15 protein-coding genes are annotated in these 16,048 nt (G+C 66.7%); 11 read left to right on the plus strand and 4 right to left on the minus strand.

The features are described 5' to 3' along the window. From BLS91_RS01745 to BLS91_RS01795, 11 genes are all read left to right on the plus strand, one after another. Positions 1-1,617, plus strand: a complete 1,617-nt coding sequence (locus BLS91_RS01745) for a protoporphyrinogen/coproporphyrinogen oxidase (RefSeq protein WP_092338602.1) — start codon at positions 1-3, stop codon at positions 1,615-1,617. A gap of 122 nt (positions 1,618-1,739) precedes the next feature. Further along, positions 1,740-2,114 (plus strand): hypothetical protein, encoded by a 375-nt coding sequence (locus BLS91_RS01750; RefSeq protein ID WP_174774965.1) that lies wholly within the window; start codon positions 1,740-1,742, stop codon positions 2,112-2,114. 69 nt (positions 2,115-2,183) lie between these two features. After that, complete coding sequence (locus BLS91_RS01755) at positions 2,184-2,603, plus strand: phage holin family protein (protein ID WP_092338604.1); 420 nt, start codon at positions 2,184-2,186, stop codon at positions 2,601-2,603. Continuing rightward, the gene (locus BLS91_RS01760) at positions 2,590-2,871 is read left to right on the plus strand and encodes a hypothetical protein (RefSeq protein WP_233197216.1); all 282 of its coding nucleotides are present in this window, start codon (positions 2,590-2,592) and stop codon (positions 2,869-2,871) included. The genes BLS91_RS01755 and BLS91_RS01760 overlap by 14 nt, the downstream gene beginning before the upstream one ends. An 83-nt stretch (positions 2,872-2,954) precedes the next feature. After that, positions 2,955-3,707 (plus strand): hydrogen peroxide-dependent heme synthase, encoded by a 753-nt coding sequence (hemQ, locus tag BLS91_RS01765; protein WP_092338606.1) that lies wholly within the window; start codon positions 2,955-2,957, stop codon positions 3,705-3,707. Continuing rightward, positions 3,707-4,831, plus strand: a complete 1,125-nt coding sequence (locus BLS91_RS01770) for a ferrochelatase (protein ID WP_092338608.1) — start codon at positions 3,707-3,709, stop codon at positions 4,829-4,831. The genes hemQ and BLS91_RS01770 overlap by 1 nt, the downstream gene beginning before the upstream one ends. Then, entirely contained in the window at positions 4,828-5,781 is a 954-nt protein-coding gene (hemC, locus tag BLS91_RS01775) for a hydroxymethylbilane synthase (RefSeq protein ID WP_092338610.1), read from the plus strand. Before BLS91_RS01770 ends, hemC begins: the two co-directional genes overlap by 4 nt. Positions 5,782-5,798: 17 nt before the next feature. After that, the gene (locus BLS91_RS01780; protein ID WP_092338803.1) at positions 5,799-6,575 is read left to right on the plus strand and encodes a uroporphyrinogen-III synthase; all 777 of its coding nucleotides are present in this window, start codon (positions 5,799-5,801) and stop codon (positions 6,573-6,575) included. A gap of 57 nt (positions 6,576-6,632) precedes the next feature. Next, entirely contained in the window at positions 6,633-7,616 is a 984-nt protein-coding gene (gene hemB / locus BLS91_RS01785; protein ID WP_092338612.1) for a porphobilinogen synthase, read from the plus strand. Then, on the plus strand, positions 7,613-8,986 hold the full coding sequence (gene hemL, locus BLS91_RS01790) for a glutamate-1-semialdehyde 2,1-aminomutase (protein WP_233197217.1): 1,374 nt from the start codon (positions 7,613-7,615) through the stop codon (positions 8,984-8,986). Before hemB ends, hemL begins: the two co-directional genes overlap by 4 nt. Positions 8,987-9,122: 136 nt before the next feature. After that, positions 9,123-9,473: a hypothetical protein gene (locus tag BLS91_RS01795; RefSeq protein ID WP_092338614.1), complete on the plus strand. Its 351-nt coding sequence runs from the start codon at positions 9,123-9,125 to the stop codon at positions 9,471-9,473. Positions 9,474-9,494: 21 nt separating this feature from the next. Here the strand turns inward: BLS91_RS01795 and BLS91_RS01800 are convergent, their stop codons facing one another. The 4 genes from BLS91_RS01800 to BLS91_RS20910 form a co-directional block, all read right to left on the minus strand. Then, entirely contained in the window at positions 9,495-13,439 is a 3,945-nt protein-coding gene (locus BLS91_RS01800; RefSeq protein WP_092338615.1) for a LamG-like jellyroll fold domain-containing protein, read from the minus strand. 252 nt (positions 13,440-13,691) lie between these two features. Beyond that, on the minus strand, positions 13,692-13,844 hold the full coding sequence (locus BLS91_RS01805; protein ID WP_233197218.1) for a DUF1304 family protein: 153 nt from the start codon (positions 13,842-13,844) through the stop codon (positions 13,692-13,694). Positions 13,845-13,939: 95 nt separating this feature from the next. Next, complete coding sequence (locus BLS91_RS19820) at positions 13,940-14,698, minus strand: HNH endonuclease signature motif containing protein (RefSeq protein ID WP_208859932.1); 759 nt, start codon at positions 14,696-14,698, stop codon at positions 13,940-13,942. Further along, positions 14,589-15,809 carry a DUF222 domain-containing protein gene (locus tag BLS91_RS20910; RefSeq protein WP_092338617.1) on the minus strand — a complete coding sequence of 407 codons (1,221 nt, stop codon included), beginning with the start codon at positions 15,807-15,809 and terminating at the stop codon, positions 14,589-14,591. The genes BLS91_RS19820 and BLS91_RS20910 overlap by 110 nt, the downstream gene beginning before the upstream one ends. Positions 15,810-16,048 lie beyond the last annotated feature (239 nt).

Below are 16,048 nucleotides of genomic sequence, written 5' to 3' on the forward strand. Positions count from 1 at the left end.
ATGATCGACGTTCTCGTGATCGGCGGGGGAGTGGCCGGTCTGGTGGCCGCCCGTGAATGCGCTCAGGTTGGTCTGGCCGTCACCATCATCGAGGCAACGGATGCCGTCGGCGGCCCGGTCGCCGGCCACGTTCTCGACGGGCTCAGTCTTGACAGCGGAGCCGAGAGCTTCGCCGTGCGCGGCGGAACCGTCGCCGCTTTCGTCGAGGACCTCGGCCTCACCGACCAAATCGTCGCCCCCAACGTGGCCGGCGCCTGGCTGCACCTGCCCGCGCTCGACTCCGGCTCGCTGTCCCGCGCCCGCGCCCGCGCCCGCGCCCGCGCAAAGAAGGTCGCCGCCGGAACCGCCCTGCAACGCCCGTCAGCGGATGCCTCGGTGAGCGTTCCGCTCCCCAAGGCCGGCGTTCTCGGAATTCCCGGTTCCCCACTCGCCGACGACGTGCGCCGCGTGATCGGCTGGAAGGGGTCGCTCCGCGCCTACCTCGACCGGCTCATGCCGGTGCTCACCATCGGCCGGGAGCACAGCCTCGGCGACCTCGTGAAAAAGCGCATGGGCGCGCGAGTACTCGACCGCCTGGTCGAACCGGTTGCCTCCGGCGTCTACACGACGAGCGCCGTCGACCTCGAAATCGACGTCGTCGCCCCCGGACTCAACCGCGCCCTCACCACCGCCGGCTCGCTCTCCGGCGCCGTCTCAGCCCTGCGGTCCGGCGCGCCCGCCGGCTCCAACGTCGGCGGGCTGCTCGGCGGCATGGCCAGCCTGCCCGCAGCCATCGTGACCGCCCTCGAGCGCCACAACGTGAGCATCCTCACCGGCACGACGGCCGAGACCCTGGCTCGCTCCGGTACCGACGATGCGCCGACCTGGTCCGTCACCGTCACCGTCACGCGCCCCGCGGATGCCGCGCCCGCCGACCCGGCTGACCCGATCGACTCAGCTGACCCCGCCGACGTCGGCACCACGACCCAGACCATCACCGCCCGCTACGTCATCATCGCGACTCAGGGAGCCCAGGCGCTGCGACTGGTCAATCCGCTCGGCGCCCAGTTCGATGCGCTCGCCGAACTCGACTGGCCGGCCCCGACCGCGGTGACCCTCACCTCGCTCGTGCTCGATGCGCCCGCCCTCGACGCTCACCCGCGCGGCACCGGCGTGCTCGTCTCGATCGACGCCCCCGATGTCACCGCGAAGGCGCTCACGCACGTCACCGCAAAGTGGGCCTGGGTCGCCGACGCGGCCGGCCCCGGCCGGCATGTCGTGCGGCTGTCCTATGGCCGGGCGGGTCACCCCAACCCGACCGATGACCTCAGCGATGTTGAACTGCAGGCGCTCGCCCTGCACGATGCTGCCACCCTGCTCGGTGTGCCGCTTCCGGCCGGCTGCGTGCGCGCCTTCGCCCGCACCGAGTGGCGTGACGCGCTGTCACCGGCCACTCTCGGTGCGCCCGAACGCGCCCAGCTGGTGCACGAGGCCGTGGCCGCGACGCCCGCACTGGAGATCACCGGTGCTTGGCTGGCCGGAACCGGCCTCGCCTCGGTCATCCCGCACGCCCTCGAGGCCGGCGACCGCATTCGGCACGCCGCCCTCGGCCTGACCATCACCGCCCCTGACCTCTAGCGGACGCCGAAACTGTGCACTTCCTGTATTGATACGAGCGCGGTGTGACATACCCGGGCGCACCCGAGACCGAAACGGCGAACCGGGTTACTCTGGGGAGACCTTACGAAAGTGGAGACTCAATGCGCGGAAAGCTTCTGTTCATCACGGGCGGACTCGTCGGCTACGTGCTCGGTGCACGCGCCGGCCGCAAACGCTACGACCAGATCGCCGCCGCTGCCAATGATCTCTGGAACGCCAAACCTGTGCAGCGCCGGGTGACCGAGGTGCGCGATGCCGCCCTCGATCTGGTTGGAGACGTTCCCTCCACCCTGTATAAGGCCGGCAAGAAAGCGGTCAACCAGGCGGTCGCGAAGAAAAAGCAGGCTTCCACCCCCGCCGTGACCACCCCAGCCGCCAAGGCGAGCACGACCACGAGTCGAACGGCCGCCGCAAAGCCGAAGCCGAAAGCGACCCCTAAAGCCAAGCCCGTCGAAGACGATTCCGACGCGCAGTAAGCCCGACGGTAACTCGTAGAATTCTCAGACACCCGAAACACCGACACCCGAACCTAGGGAAGGCAATCCGTGACTAGCAGTGGATTCAACCCGAAGAGCAAACGCCCGTTGCTCGCCCTGATCGGGGAGCTGCCCGGCCAGATCAGTGCCCTCGTCAAAGCCGAACTGGATGCCTTCAAGGCCGAGTTCGCCACGAAGGCCAAGAACTTCGGGGTTGGTGCTGCCCTCTTCATCGTGGCCGGAGCCATCCTCTTTTTTGCACTCGGAGTGTTCGTCGCCCTCGCGGTGATCGCGCTGGCTCTGGTGTTGCCGCTCTGGCTGGCCACCCTCATCGTGGCGGTGGCGCTCGTGCTGCTCGCCGTCATCCTCGTGCTCATCGGTGTCAATCGGGTGAAGGCAGCCACGAAACCAGACCCCGAGGGCGTGCACGCGAGCATCCGCCTGGACGCAGATGCATTCAAGGGAGTTGGCGAATATGACACCAAATAGCGGCACGCAAACCGAGAAGCACGGCATCGGCGATCTTCGTGCCGAAGCGCGGCACGCGCGGGCCGAACTCGCCTCGACGCTCGACGCGATCGAGTACAAGTTCAACTTGCCCAAACAGCTGCGCATCAAACGGCGTCAGCTCTCCCACGCCCTGCGCCAGCTCGGCGAAGACAGTCCGGCCGCTCTCGTGGGCATTGCCGTCGGAGCGGCGACCGTCGTGGGCGTTATCGTCTGGTTCGGAGCCTCAGCGGTGGCCAAGAACCGCTAGTTCCCACCAGGCCCGCTCGGTCGGTTCACAGGAACCGGTGGGCTCATTTTGGTGCCGGGCGCAATACAGAGCAAACTAGAGCCATGACTCACCCGGCTGCCGGAGAGGCAGTACCCAGCGTTCAGCCCACCACCCCCACCGATTCCGAGGTACCCGCGGCTTCGCCGCAAGGCTTCACCCTCTTTACCGTTCTGCGAAAAGATCCGCACAATCCCGACGACCTCGACGGCCGCGATGTACCGCACGCCGTGAACGAGCTCGACGATGTGCTGGCCCTGATCGAAGCCGAGGGCGTCACCGTGCGCGGCTTCTACGATGTCTCCGGCCTCAAGGCCGACGCTGACGTCATGATCTGGACCCATGCGCCCGAGGCTGAAACCCTGCAATGGGCCAACCGCGAACTGCGCCGCAGCCGCCTGCTCAAGAGCCTGCTGCCCACCTGGAATGCCATGGGCGTGCACCGCGACGCCGAATTCAACAAGAGCCACGTGCCCGGCTTTCTGCGCGGCATCGAGCCGAAGGCCTGGCTCACCATCTATCCCTTCGTGCGCAGCTTCGAGTGGTACCTGCTTCCCGAGGAAGACCGCAGTCGCATGCTTGCCGACCACGGCCGCAAGGGTGCCGCCTACCGCGGAGCCATCGCCAACACTGTCTCGGCCTTCGCCCTCGGCGACTACGAATGGCTGCTGCCGATCGAGAGCGACGAACTCACCGAACTCGTCGACCTGATGCGCGGCCTGCGCGACACTGAAGCCCGCCGCCACGTGCGGGAGGAGATCCCGTTCTTCACCGGACGCCGAATCTCGACCGCAGAGCTCGTCGAGGTGCTGCAGTAATGGCACAGTACGACGCCGTCCTGCTGGCCGGTTTCGGCGGACCCGAAGGCCAGGACGACGTGATCCCATTCCTCCGCAACGTGACCGGAGGCCGCGGCATCCCCGAGGAACGCCTCGAAGAGGTCGCCACGCACTATCGCCACTTCGGCGGCATCAGCCCGATCAACGACCAGAACCGCGTGCTCAAGGCGGCACTGCAGGTGGAGCTCGACCGGCGCGGCATCGACCTGCCCGTGATCTGGGGCAACCGCAACTGGGCGCCGTACTTGAAAGACACGATCAGTGAGGCGCACGAGGCCGGCCAGAATCGCCTGCTCGCGATCGCGACCAGTGCGTACAGTTCCTACAGCGGATGCCGCCAGTACCGTGAAGACTTCGCCGCCGCGCTGACCGACAAGGGCCTGAACGACACGGTGCACATCGACAAGATCCGCCAGTTCTTCGACCACCCTGGTTTCGTGACCCCGTTCATCACCGGCGTGACCCAGGGACTGGCTGACGTCGTGGCAGCTGTCCCCGGCATAAACGTCGACACCGAGGTCGAGATCCTGTTCTCGACCCACTCCATCCCGATGACCGATGCGAACAAGAGTGGCCCGCCCGAGCGCGGCTTCAGCGAGGGCGGTGCCTACGAGGCCCAGCACCGCGCCGTTGCCCAGGTCGTCATGGACTCCCTCGTGGAACCGGACGATTCCTCGGTGCCGCTCAAGACGCAGTGGCAGCTTGTCTACCAGTCCCGCAGCGGCCCGCCCAGCATGCCGTGGCTCGAACCCGACATCAACGACGCGATCGCCCTGCTGCCGGCCCGCGGCATCCGTGCCGTCATCATCGTGCCGCTCGGTTTCGTGAGCGACCACATGGAGGTTATGTGGGACCTCGACAACGAAGCGATGGAGACGAGCGAGAAGTTCGGCATCACGGCGGTGCGTGTGCCGACCCCCGGTGTGTCGCCCGACTTCGTCAGCGGCCTCGTCGACCTGATCGAGGAACGCCTGAACGACACACCGGTGGAAGACCGCCCGGCCGAGACCACTCTCGGACCCTGGTACGACGTTTGTCGCCCCGGTTGCTGTGAGAACGTGCGCCTCGGCTTCAAGCCGGCCGTCGCCGGAATGGCGCCATGACCGTGATCCGCGTGGGCACCCGCGCGAGCGCCCTGGCGCTCGCGCAGACCCAGACCATCGTCAACCGCATCGCGGCTTCGGCCGGTGTCGAGGTCGAAATCGTGCGCGTCACCACGCACGGCGACACCTCGACCGAGCCGCTCTCGAGCCTCGGCGGCACCGGCGTGTTCGCGAGCGCCCTGCGCGAAGCCCTGCTGAACGATGAGTGCGACGTTATCGTGCACTCGTTCAAGGACCTGCCGACCGAGCCCCACCCGGGCCTCGTTATCGGCGCAACCCCCAAGAGAGCGGATGCCCGCGACGTGCTCTGCGCGCGCGCCGGCTTCACCCTGGACACCCTTCCCGAGGGCGCCCGTGTGGGAACGGGCTCGCCGCGCCGAGTAGCCCAACTGCTGGAGCGTCGCCCCGACCTCACGATCGTGGACATTCGCGGCAACATCGACACGCGCCTCGGCCGCGTCGCCGAGGGCGACCTCGACGCCGTCGTGCTCGCCGCCGCCGGCCTCGGACGTCTCGGTCGGCTCGATTCGCTCGCGCCCGAATTTCTCGACCTGTCGGCCTGGCCGACCGCTCCGGGCCAGGGTGCGCTCGCCATCGAGGTGCGCGCCGGCAGACCGGAACGCCTGCTCGGCGTTGCGCTCGCCGCCATGAACCACGCCTCCACTCAGGCGACGACCACCGCCGAGCGCACGGTGCTGGCCCGCCTCGAAGCCGGCTGCGCAGCACCGATCGGCGCGACCGCGGTCGTCGACGATGGGCTCCTCTTCCTCACCGCCACCGTGTACAGCCCTGACGGTTCCCGGAAGGTCACCAGCTCGCACGCGGCGACCCCCGATTCGCACTCCGCCCTCCATCTCACCGAAGCCGCGCTCGACGTGGCCGAACGAGTATCCATAGATCTTCTGGCCGGTGGCGCGGCCGAGTTCTCTCCCCTGAAAGTGACTGAGTGACCCACGTGACCAATCGAATGACCAAGCCTCTCGCGGGCTGGCGAGTTCTCGTTCCGCGCGGCGGCCCCTGGGGAGACCAGGTGGCAGCAAATCTGCGGGCCAAGGGTGCGCATCCGATCGTCGCCCCCATGATCAACTTCGCCGCGACCGACGACGCCCCAGCCCTCGACGCGGCGCTCACCCGCCTCGCCGCCGGCGATTTCGACTGGATGACCATCACGAGCGCCACGACCGTCGACGTTCTGTCGTCGCACCGTGCGATCATCGCACCGGGAACACGCGTCGCCGCGGTCGGCGAGACTACAGCGGCCGCGCTCATCGCGGCCGGATACCACGTGGACATCGTCCCCTCCGAAGACAACTCCGCCCGCGGTCTGCTCGAGGAATGGGAGACCGCTACGGCCGGGGTCATCCCGTTACGCGTGCTGACCCTGCGCAGCGAGATCGCCAAGCCGCTGCTCTCCGAGGGGCTGCGCCGCGTCGGCCACGACGTGCAATCAGTCGTCGCCTACCGCACCATCGGTGTTCCGGTCAGCGACCAGGTCGTCGCCGATGTGAAAGCGGGCCTCGTGCACGCCGTTCTCGTGACGAGCGGCAGCGTCGCACGCCAGGTGCGCGAGCAGTTTGGCGACATTCCTGAACGCACACTCGTAGCCTGCATCGGTCCGCAGACGGCGAAGGACTCGCGGGCCCTGGGACTGCGCGTCGACGTTGTCGCCTCCGAACGCAGTGCCGAGTCGCTGATCGAAGCACTCGTCGACGCGGCGCTCGCGGGAGCCGCCCCGGCGGCCTGACCGAGCAGGTAACGAGCGGATAACGAAACGTACAGCCTGGCGGCGTAAGGTACAGAGGTGACCAACCCCGTTATTCGCCCCCGACGCCTGCGCACCAGCCCCGCGCTTCGTCGCCTGGCCAGTGAAATTCGTGTCCACCCGGCGGAGCTCGTTCTCCCTATGTTCGTGCGCGAAGGCGATGAGCAACGCCCGATCAGCTCGATGCCCGGCGTCGTGCAGCACAGCATCGATAGCGCCCGACGCGCTGTGGTGCAGGCAGCCGAGGCCGGCGTGGGCGGTGTCATGCTGTTCGGCGTGCCCGAAGTGCGGGATGCGATTGGTACCGGCGCGACCGACCCTAAGGGAATCCTCAACCTCGCCACCCGCGCACTGGTCGACGAGATCGGTGACGCGCTCGTCGTGCAGACCGACCTGTGTCTCGACGAATTCACCGATCACGGTCACTGCGGCGTGCTCGCGGCCGACGGCCACGTCGACAACGATGCCACCCTCGAGCGTTACCGCGACATGGCGCTGGCTCAGGCCGCGGCGGGTTCCGCCCTGCTCGGTCTCTCGGGAATGATGGACGGTCAGGTCGCCGCCGTGCGGGGAACCCTCGACCTCAACGGCTTCGAAGACACCGCCGTGCTCGCCTATTCGGCCAAGTACGCCTCCGCCTTCTACGGCCCGTTCCGCGAAGCCGTCGCCTCCACCCTGGTCGGCGACCGCCGCACCTACCAACTTGACCCGGCCAACCGGCGCGAGGGTGTGCGTGAGGCCCAGCTCGACATCGACGAAGGCGCCGACATCGTCATGGTCAAGCCGTCCGGCAGCTACCTCGACGTGCTCGCCGAAGTTGCCGCCATGAGCAATATTCCGGTTTGGGCATATCAAGTTTCCGGCGAATACGCCATGATAGAGGCCGCTGCCGCTCAGGGCTGGATCGACCGCCGCCGCGCCGTCGAAGAGTCGGTCCTCAGCATCCGCCGGGCCGGAGCCGACGCCGTACTTACCTATTGGGCCGTTGAACTGGCCACCTGGCTCAAGGAGGAGCGAGCATGACCAACACGATGTCGACACCCGTGGAGCACGCACCCACCCACAATGACGAACTGTTCGACCGCGCCCGCCGAGTGATTCCCGGCGGGGTCAACTCGCCGGTACGCGCCTTCGGCTCGGTCGGCGGCACCCCGCTCTTCCTGGTGAAGGCGGCCGGCGCCTACGTCACCGACTCCGACGGCCGCGAGTACGTCGACCTGGTCAATTCGTGGGGACCGGCGATTCTCGGCCACGCGCACCCCGAGGTTATCAAGGCCGTTCAGGATGCCGCCGCCCTCGGGCTTTCGTTCGGCGCATCAACGCCGGCCGAGACTGAACTGGCCGAGCTCGTCGCTGAGCGGGTCGGCGCGGTCGAAAAGCTGCGTCTGGTCTCCACCGGCACTGAAGCCACCATGACCGCCATTCGCCTGGCCCGTGGGTTTACCGGTCGTGACCTGCTGATCAAGTTCGCCGGTCACTATCACGGCCACTCCGACGGCCTGCTCGCCCAGGCCGGCTCCGGCCTCGCCACGCTGGCTCTGCCCGGCTCGGCCGGCGTCACCGCCGCCACGGCGGCACAGACTCTCGTGCTGCCGTACAACGACCTCGACGCCGTGCGGGCTGCGTTCGAGGCACATCCCGGTCGAATCGCCGCCATCATCACCGAAGCCGCCGCCGCCAACATGGGTGTCGTCGCCCCGGATGCCGGGTTCAACGCCGCGCTGTCCGGGATCGCGCACTCCAACGGCGCCCTGCTCATCCTCGACGAGGTACTCACCGGCTTTCGCGTCAGTCGCTCCGGTTTCTGGGGCCTGGAGACCAGCAGCCTCGAGTCGGCCGGGGAAGAGTTCTACACGCCCGACCTGCTCGCCTTCGGCAAGATCATCGGCGGCGGACTGCCCGTCGCAGCCCTCGGTGGCCGAGCCGACGTGATGGACTTTCTCGCACCGACCGGCCCGGTCTACCAGGCCGGAACCCTCTCCGGTAACCCGGTCGCGGTCGCGGCCGGCATCGCAACGCTCAATCTGCTCGACGAGAGCGTGTACGACCGGCTCAACGCGACCGCCATCATCCTCTCGGAGGCTGTGTCAGCGTCCCTCGCGGCCGAGGGCGTCGCACACCGGGTGCAGCGGGCCGGCAATCTGTTCAGCTTCGTGTTCGGCGAGGAGGCGCAGGGCTCAGCCCCGCGCACCTACGCCGACGTGCAGCGCCAGGAGGCGTTTCGCTACGCACCGTTCTTCCACGCCATGCTCGACGGCGGTGTTTCGTTGCCGCCGAGCGTGTTCGAGGCCTGGTTCGTCTCGGACGCCCACGACCAGAGCGCCATCGGTCGCATTTTCGAGGCACTTCCCGCTGCGGCCAAGGCGGCGGCCGCCGCTACGCCCCAGGGTTGATCTGCAATTAACCAGACGGATGAGCGTGGCTGGCCACGCTCATCCGCTCGTGTTGGAGAGATCCTGCGTTGGCACGTCACGGCTTTTGTTCGCGTCAGACAACAGGTTTTCGGTCGAAACCGGGCAGACTGGAACAATGGCTTCCCTGAGCGTGCATTCCGACCGGCTCGAGATCCACCTGACGCGCGCGGAAAGAACCCTCGCGCTTAGACGTGAGTCGATCGTGGTGCAGCGAGAGAACATCCGCTCGGTGATCATCACCGAGGATCCGTGGATCTGGCTGCGCGGGATTCGCGCTCTTGGCTCGATCGTTCCGCTCGTCGTGGCCGCCGGAACCTGGAAGTTTCACGGCGGCAAGGACTTTGTCTCGATCAAGCGTCACCGCCCGGCCGTGGTGATCGACCTGGTCAACGAAGAATTCGCCCGCGTCATCCTCACCAGCCAGCACGCGGCCGATTTCGTCGACTCGCTCAAGTTGCCGGCCTAATTCCGGCAGCTGACGTTACGGCTACGGCTGCGTCACCGCGATCGCGGAGAGATCGTCAAAAGAAACCGTCATCGGTGTCGTCGCCGACCCGCTGATATAGGCGGACAACCCAATCGAGCCGGCCTGCTGCAGGGCGGCTGTTGCGTCTGTGCGGCTGAGCGGCCAGGTCGTGGGCTCCATGGTGCCCGCCGCCCACACTTTGGCCCGAATCGTCGTCGGCGCCGTACCGAAAACTTGCAACCGCACGTGCAACTGATCGTTGGTGGCGTAGCTCAGCCCGGCGATAGTGTTCGCTTGCAGGGTGGTGCCGCCGCGCATGAGCTGCAGCTGCACGGCGCCGGTCGCGAGAACTTTGACCCGCGCCCGATAGTCGTCGGTGCCGACGCGCCGGCCGATCAGTGACACGTAGGTGCCGGCTCCCGTCGTCGCCTGTTGCAGTGACGTGGTGACGGTTAGATCGGTGCTCTCCGAGGAGACGCCAGCCAGATAGCCGTTCGCCGTTCCTCCGGCGGCCACACGCAGGTTAGCGGCGCCAGCGGTCACCGAATAGTTGCTGACTGTGCCGGTCGTGGTCCAGGCGCCGCCGATATCGGCCGAGCCGAGTCCTCGGCTGACGTCGCGAGTGAAGGCATCCGCTGCGATGCCGGCGGGCACCGGTGGCGGCACTGAGACCGTGACCGAACGCGTGGTCGTGTCGGTGGCGCCGTCATTGTCCGTGACGGTCAAACTGATCGAGTAGGTTCCGGCAGCGGCATAGGAATGCTGCGCGGTCTGGCCGGCGCTGGTGGCGTCGTCACCCCAAGACCAGGCGAATCCGGTGATGGTCCCGTCGGAATCTGCCGAAAGCGAGGCATCCGCTGAAACCGCAAGCTGGTCGGTGGCCACGGTAAATGCGGCGGTCGGCGCCGCGTTCTGCGGTACGGGCGTGGCGGTGCCGAGCGAATAGTGTTGCGCGATCACGGTGCCGCTGAGCGGACGCGGATAGACGGCGACATCGTCGATGGTGCCGACGAACCACGGGCTCGACGAGTTCCACGTGTTGTCGCCGCCGATGCGCCAATATCCGGGGTACCCCTGGGCACCCGATTGCGGATTCGTACCGACGAGGGTGCCATCAACATAAAGCGCCATCCCAGCAGTGGACTGCTGGGCGAGCACGTAGTGCGGCGCTCCATCGTTGTAGCTGGCGCCGGTCACGATGGTGTTGGTCTGCCCGGTCCAGGTGCCAAAGACCAGGCGACCGTCGTCTTGCAGGTAGACGTGTCGATCATAGTTGTCCGATAATCCGGTCGAAGCGCTTCCGAAGCCGATGATCTTTCCACCCTGAGTTGTCGTCGTGCTGAACCAGGCCTCGAGCGCATAGCTGTCGGGAGCATCAATCCGGGTGTCACTGCTGACGATCCCGCCGCTAAACGAAGCGGCCGTGTTGCTCGTGCCGTTGACCAGTCCGTCAGTGCCGAGCCTGACCGAGCCCGAGTAGGTTCCAGGCTGATTCGAAGCCGATGAGTCGATTGCTTTCGTTCCACTCGACTCACCCAGACGCCAGTACAAGTCAGGTTCAGCGTTGTAGACGGCCGCGCCGTAGGCGTCGGTTGGAGCGGATGCGACGGGGCTCGTTCGGCCGGAGGCCACGAAGTGCGCCACGATCTGGTTCTGCGTGAGGGGAGTGGAGTACACGGCGACCTGGGCAATGTCGGCGGCAATGAACGCGCTCGTGGGCTGGCCCGGCCAGCCATTGAGACTGTCCCCGCCAATGCGCCAGAAACCCTGGTAGTCCTGCCCCGACGTGACGTTGGCACGTTGCGCAACCTTCTTGCCGTCAATCGACAGCGACATGCCGGAGTTGCTCAAACTGGCCACGATGTGATGCCACTGGCCATCGTTGTAGGAGGCAGGCGACGTGATCGTCTGCGCCCCGCCCGGGTAGACACCGAACCAGACACGACCGCCCGTGTCCATGTACACGTGCCGGTCATAACCGGTGCTCTGGCCGGTAGCGCTGTTGCTGAACCCGATGATCTTGCCGCCCTGTGTGCTGTCGGTTTTCACCCAGGTCTCGACGCTGAACGAATTCGAGGGGCTCTGGGCGTTGTTGGTCGAGGCGAATCCGGTCTCCGTGCCGTCGAAGCGGCTCGCCGGGGTGGCCGTGCCCTCGATTGGGCCGGGAACACCGGGGCTGACTCCGGCGTTTCGGGTCAGGTCGGCGCCGCCGGTCCAGTCGAAGGCCGTGGCACCGGATGCCTCATTCAGCGGCCAATACGATCGGGGCGAGTCCGCAAGGATGTCCGCAGAATAGTCGCTGAGGCTGCCGGAGGCGATGGTGACGCTGGCCGTGCCGCCGGTTTGCATATTACCGAACGGGTCGGTGACCCGAATTCGATAGGAGTAACTCTGCCCCGGCGTGAGCCCGGTGTCGGAGTACGAGAGCGTCGGTCGATTCCAGTCGGAGGAGAGTCCCTGAATGCTGGTGACGGCGACACCATCCCGCAGTACTTCATAGGTGAGTTTCTCGTTGTCGCGATCGTAGGCTGACTTCCAGCTCAGACGTGCTGTTCCGCTCACGAACGAGGCGACCGATGGCACGAATGCCGAGGGGGCGAAGGCGGCGTTGGCGACACGCGGTCCTTCCTTATTCGGGGCGATGGTGGGCACGGCGAACCGGGCCAGGCCCTGTTGGCGTTTGTTGTTCACGGTCGTGAATTCGCCGCCGTAGAGCAGGTACTGGGCATTGGCTGTCACCTGCCACGGACCCTGGCCTTGCCCGGTGAAGGTGCCGGTGTTGATGTCGGGATAAAACGCCAGCAGGTTAGGCCGAGGGGTGCCCTCGAAGTTGTAGTAGCCGTGCTTGTCGGCCGTGATGGCGCCGCCGACATCCATGCTGAAGGCCAGGGTACGGTGGTAGGTCCACGGCTCGGATTGCTCGAAGCCGCCAATGTTGCCGCAGTAATGCGCGTGCTCGGTCGTGTACACCTTGTCGCCGGCCGGCACAGCAGAGTAGGTGTCGCCGTGGCAGTCTTCGACCCAGATCAGACTGCCATCGTCCCAGCTGGCACGGAATGTTCCCTCGAGATTGCCGCCGCTGCCGAAGACGTAGCCGGTGCCGAACACGCCGTCGGCCGATCCGGTCAGGCTCAGGATGGCGGCCTGGCTGCCACCGTTACGAATCAGATTGTTGATCTTCCACGGCAGGGAAGCGCCGGTTATGGAATCGGTTGCGGCCATCCCGTATCCGGGGTTGGAGCTGCCGTTATAGGTCGTGAATGAGCCGCCGATGACGACCTTGCTTCCGTCGGGAGAGGCGACGAGGGCATTGATGTTGCCACCGGCCGGCGTGCCCGACCAGGATTGCAGGGCGCCGGTGGCGCCATTGAACGCCGCCATCCTCGCGCGGGGCTGACCGCCTGCCGACGTGAACGAGCCGCCCGCGTAGACGCTGTTGCCCGCAAAGGTGAGCGCTTTGACGCCCGCGTTGATAACCGGTGCCCAGCCGGGAATGAGCGTGCCGCTCGTCGTGTCGAACGCGGCTATGCGAGACCGGCTGGAGCCACCCACGCTCGTGAAAGCGCCTGCGGCGAACAGCCGCGACCCGTCGGTAGATACGGTCAGGGCGCGGACAGCGCCGTTGACGTTGGGGTTGAAGGATGCGACCAGAACGCCGGTGGTGAGGTTGTAGGCCAGCAGGTTGTTGCGTATGACCTCGTTCACGCCGGCGGCGGAACCGGCTGGTCGTGAGCGGGTGAACTCGCCCCCGACATAGACGGTGTCGCCCACAATGAGTTGGGTCCAGACGACCCCGTTGATTTGCGCAGTGGGGAGCGAGTCCGCCGATACCGTCACGGGGGATGTCGCATCCGCAGGGAGGCTGTCGGCGCTCGCTGTCAGTGGCCCCGCGAGCACCCCGGAAACGAGTGCGGCAGTTGCAACCACGGCCAGGAACCGATTTTGGGCAGAAAATAGCTCACTCACCAGAGGTGCCTCACTTTGACTGTATTCGCAGCCGCAGGGTCGCCACCGCACAGATCGGAGCTTAGTGAGGGATTCTCAGGGCAGTAACTCCCCCAAGCGGGGGGTGGAATGGTCGCTGAATTAGGGGGTTTCGCTAGGTGACGTCTTTCTTCCAGCTCACGGAACGGCCGATCACGGTCGAGACCACGGCGTAACCGACCAGCTACGCGAACAAGAACAGCACGAAGCCGATCAGCGGAAGCGTGCCCTGAATCAATGCCGCGCGAGCATAGCGAGCACCATCGATGCGGTCGTGAACAACGCGAGCGCGAGGCCCGCTTCGGGGAGGCCGCCGAAGTGCAAGCCGAGGCCCACGACAGCGCCGATGCCCAGGAACAGGTTGTAGAAGCCCTGGTTGTACGCCATCGGTTTGATGGCGGGTCGGGGCGGGGGCAGTGGCAGGACAGCGTCGTAGCGGTCGAACGGGTCATTTTCGAATCGGGAGGAGCACGGGACGGCGGCTAGAACGGTTGCGCGTCAGGGTCGCAAGTGTTCCATGGGTTGGGCACGGGTGGTGCTGGAATGGTCGGCGGGGGTGGTGCTGGCGCGGTGTGTTGGAGGTGGGGGCTGATGCGTGTGGCGGGGTCGGTGGCGTAGTGTTTGCCGGCGGGGCTGGTCCAGTGCAGGGTGCCGTCGGGGTCGGCGATGGCTTTCCAGTCGCTGAAGTGCTTCAGGTTGTGGTGCGCCGGGGAGAGAAAGTGCAGGTTGGTGGTGGTGGTGGTGGTGGTGGTGGTGGTGGTGGTGGTGGGGCTGCCGAATTGTTTGTCGATGGTGTGGTCGAGGTCGCTGTGCCCGGCGGAGCGGTTGCAGCCGGGGAACCGGCAGGTTCCATCGCGCAGTCGCAGGTACTTCTTCAAGCTGGCCGGCACGCGGAAGGGGTCTTGGCTGACGTCGAGCACGATTCCGGTGTGCGGGTGGGTGAGGATGCGCAGGAAACTCGTCGCCGTGCCGGCCAGGCGGCGGGCGGTCTCCGGGTCGATCGGCCCGTACCCTTCAAGCTCGGCGGGTTCATCGCTTTTGCCCATCAGGGTGAGCACCGGCACGGTGATGTTGACGTTGGCGGTGAGTCCGGCGCCGAGGCCGCTGCCGGTGACGCCCTGCTGGAGCAGGTCAACGGCGACGTCGGCGCGGAGCTGGCTGAGGGTGCGCTCTTCGCCCGGGCCCCTGCAGGCTGAGGGCGGCGTCGGTGACGCGGGTGTAGATGCCCTGCAGGTCGTCACCCGCACCGCGCAGCCAGAGGGTGGCCATGCCGTCTTTATCGGGGAAGAACAGCACCTTGCGGTCGGAGAGGCATTTGGCGCGGCGCACGGTGATGCTGTCGGGGTGGAACCGTTCCCGCACTTTGCGGGCCTTGCCCTCGAACTGGGTGGGGGTGAGGCGTTTGGCGTGCGGCAGCAATACCGCCTCCAGCGCGTCGCGGGCGGGCCGCGGCACGGAGCCGAGCTGGTCGAGCAGGCGGCGGGCGTGGCGGAGGGAGATGTCCCCGGTGCGGAGGGCGGTAAGAGTATCGGGCCGCTCGACCACCAGTTGGCGGCTCTCCTGGAGCAGGCCGGACGCGGTGCCGTTCGGGATGCGCAGCGCGCACGCCATCTCCGCCACCAGGCCCTGCTGCGCGGCGAAGGTGGCGTCCCAATCGTACTCATGGCCCGGCACGGACAGGGGGCGGCCGGTCTCGGCGGTGTTGGTCGTGTAGTCCCATGCTTCGGTGAGAACCTCAGCCCTGCTCGCCTGGGCCCACGCGATGATCTTCTCGAAGAAGAGCACCCGGTCAACGAACTGCGCCTGATGCCGCTGAAACGGACTCAAGCTATCGGACGGACTGCTGTCGGCCGGGCTGCTGTCGGCCGAAAGCGGCCCGCCCGGTTCGTCGTCGATGTCGTGCTCGGTGCGGAGATACTCGCCGTAGAGCAACTCCTCACACAGGTCATCATCGAACCGGTGCGCGGGCGGTACGGCGGCGAAGACCTCGGTCAGGTCCAGGCCGGCCGGCAGCGGTGGGCCGTCAGGCATTGCACGGCGATAGTGCGCCGGGCCGACAGACTCCGGGCCGACAGACTCCGGGCCGACAGACTCCGGGCCGACAAGCTCCGGGCCGACAGCATCAGCTAGGAAGGGGTCGCGGCTGGCGGGCGCGGTATCGACGTCGTCGAGGGCGTCGTACGGAGCGAACTGCCCGAGGCCCTCGGCGATCTCAACCGGCCAATCGGCCTGACACTGCGCCCAGAACACATCAAACTCAGCGCGCTCCTCGGCTGTGGAAGGCAGGTAACCGTGGGCCGCGACGAACGGATCGACGAGGCCCGGCTGGGAGGTATCGCCGCGTTGGCTCATAGAACAAGTGTACCAAGCCCAACCCTGAAAATCGAGCCATTCTCACATCTATTGGGATTTTCGTGCGAACCTGAATTCGCACGGACACTCGTGTTTTCGAGGCGGCTCGCGTTGGTCTATGGGGGTCTCGACAGGCACGACCGGCGGAGGTGGGCGGGTTCCACAGACCGCCACACGTCTCTCGACGGTGATCTCGACCAGCTCGATTGACGAAAAATGCAGCGGTCTTCCGGCGCAGC

The organism is Cryobacterium flavum (assembly GCF_900103805.1).
GTDB lineage: Bacteria > Actinomycetota > Actinomycetes > Actinomycetales > Microbacteriaceae > Cryobacterium > Cryobacterium flavum.

Excerpts from the sequence above, each read along its gene's own strand:
- BLS91_RS01750 (WP_174774965.1), top strand. The coding sequence starts at position 1,740 with ATGCGCGGAAAGCTTCTGTTCATCACGGGCGGACTCGTCGGCTACGTG.
- BLS91_RS01745 (WP_092338602.1), top strand. The coding sequence starts at position 1 with ATGATCGACGTTCTCGTGATCGGCGGGGGAGTGGCCGGTCTGGTGGCC.
- BLS91_RS01805 (WP_233197218.1), bottom strand. The coding sequence starts at position 13,844 with ATGGCGTACAACCAGGGCTTCTACAACCTGTTCCTGGGCATCGGCGCT.
- hemC (WP_092338610.1), top strand. The coding sequence starts at position 4,828 with ATGACCGTGATCCGCGTGGGCACCCGCGCGAGCGCCCTGGCGCTCGCG.
- BLS91_RS01780 (WP_092338803.1), top strand. The coding sequence starts at position 5,799 with ATGACCAAGCCTCTCGCGGGCTGGCGAGTTCTCGTTCCGCGCGGCGGC.
- hemL (WP_233197217.1), top strand. The coding sequence starts at position 7,613 with ATGACCAACACGATGTCGACACCCGTGGAGCACGCACCCACCCACAAT.
- BLS91_RS01760 (WP_233197216.1), top strand. The coding sequence starts at position 2,590 with ATGACACCAAATAGCGGCACGCAAACCGAGAAGCACGGCATCGGCGAT.
- BLS91_RS01795 (WP_092338614.1), top strand. The coding sequence starts at position 9,123 with ATGGCTTCCCTGAGCGTGCATTCCGACCGGCTCGAGATCCACCTGACG.
- hemQ (WP_092338606.1), top strand. The coding sequence starts at position 2,955 with ATGACTCACCCGGCTGCCGGAGAGGCAGTACCCAGCGTTCAGCCCACC.
- BLS91_RS01770 (WP_092338608.1), top strand. The coding sequence starts at position 3,707 with ATGGCACAGTACGACGCCGTCCTGCTGGCCGGTTTCGGCGGACCCGAA.
- BLS91_RS20910 (WP_092338617.1), bottom strand. The coding sequence starts at position 15,809 with ATGAGCCAACGCGGCGATACCTCCCAGCCGGGCCTCGTCGATCCGTTC.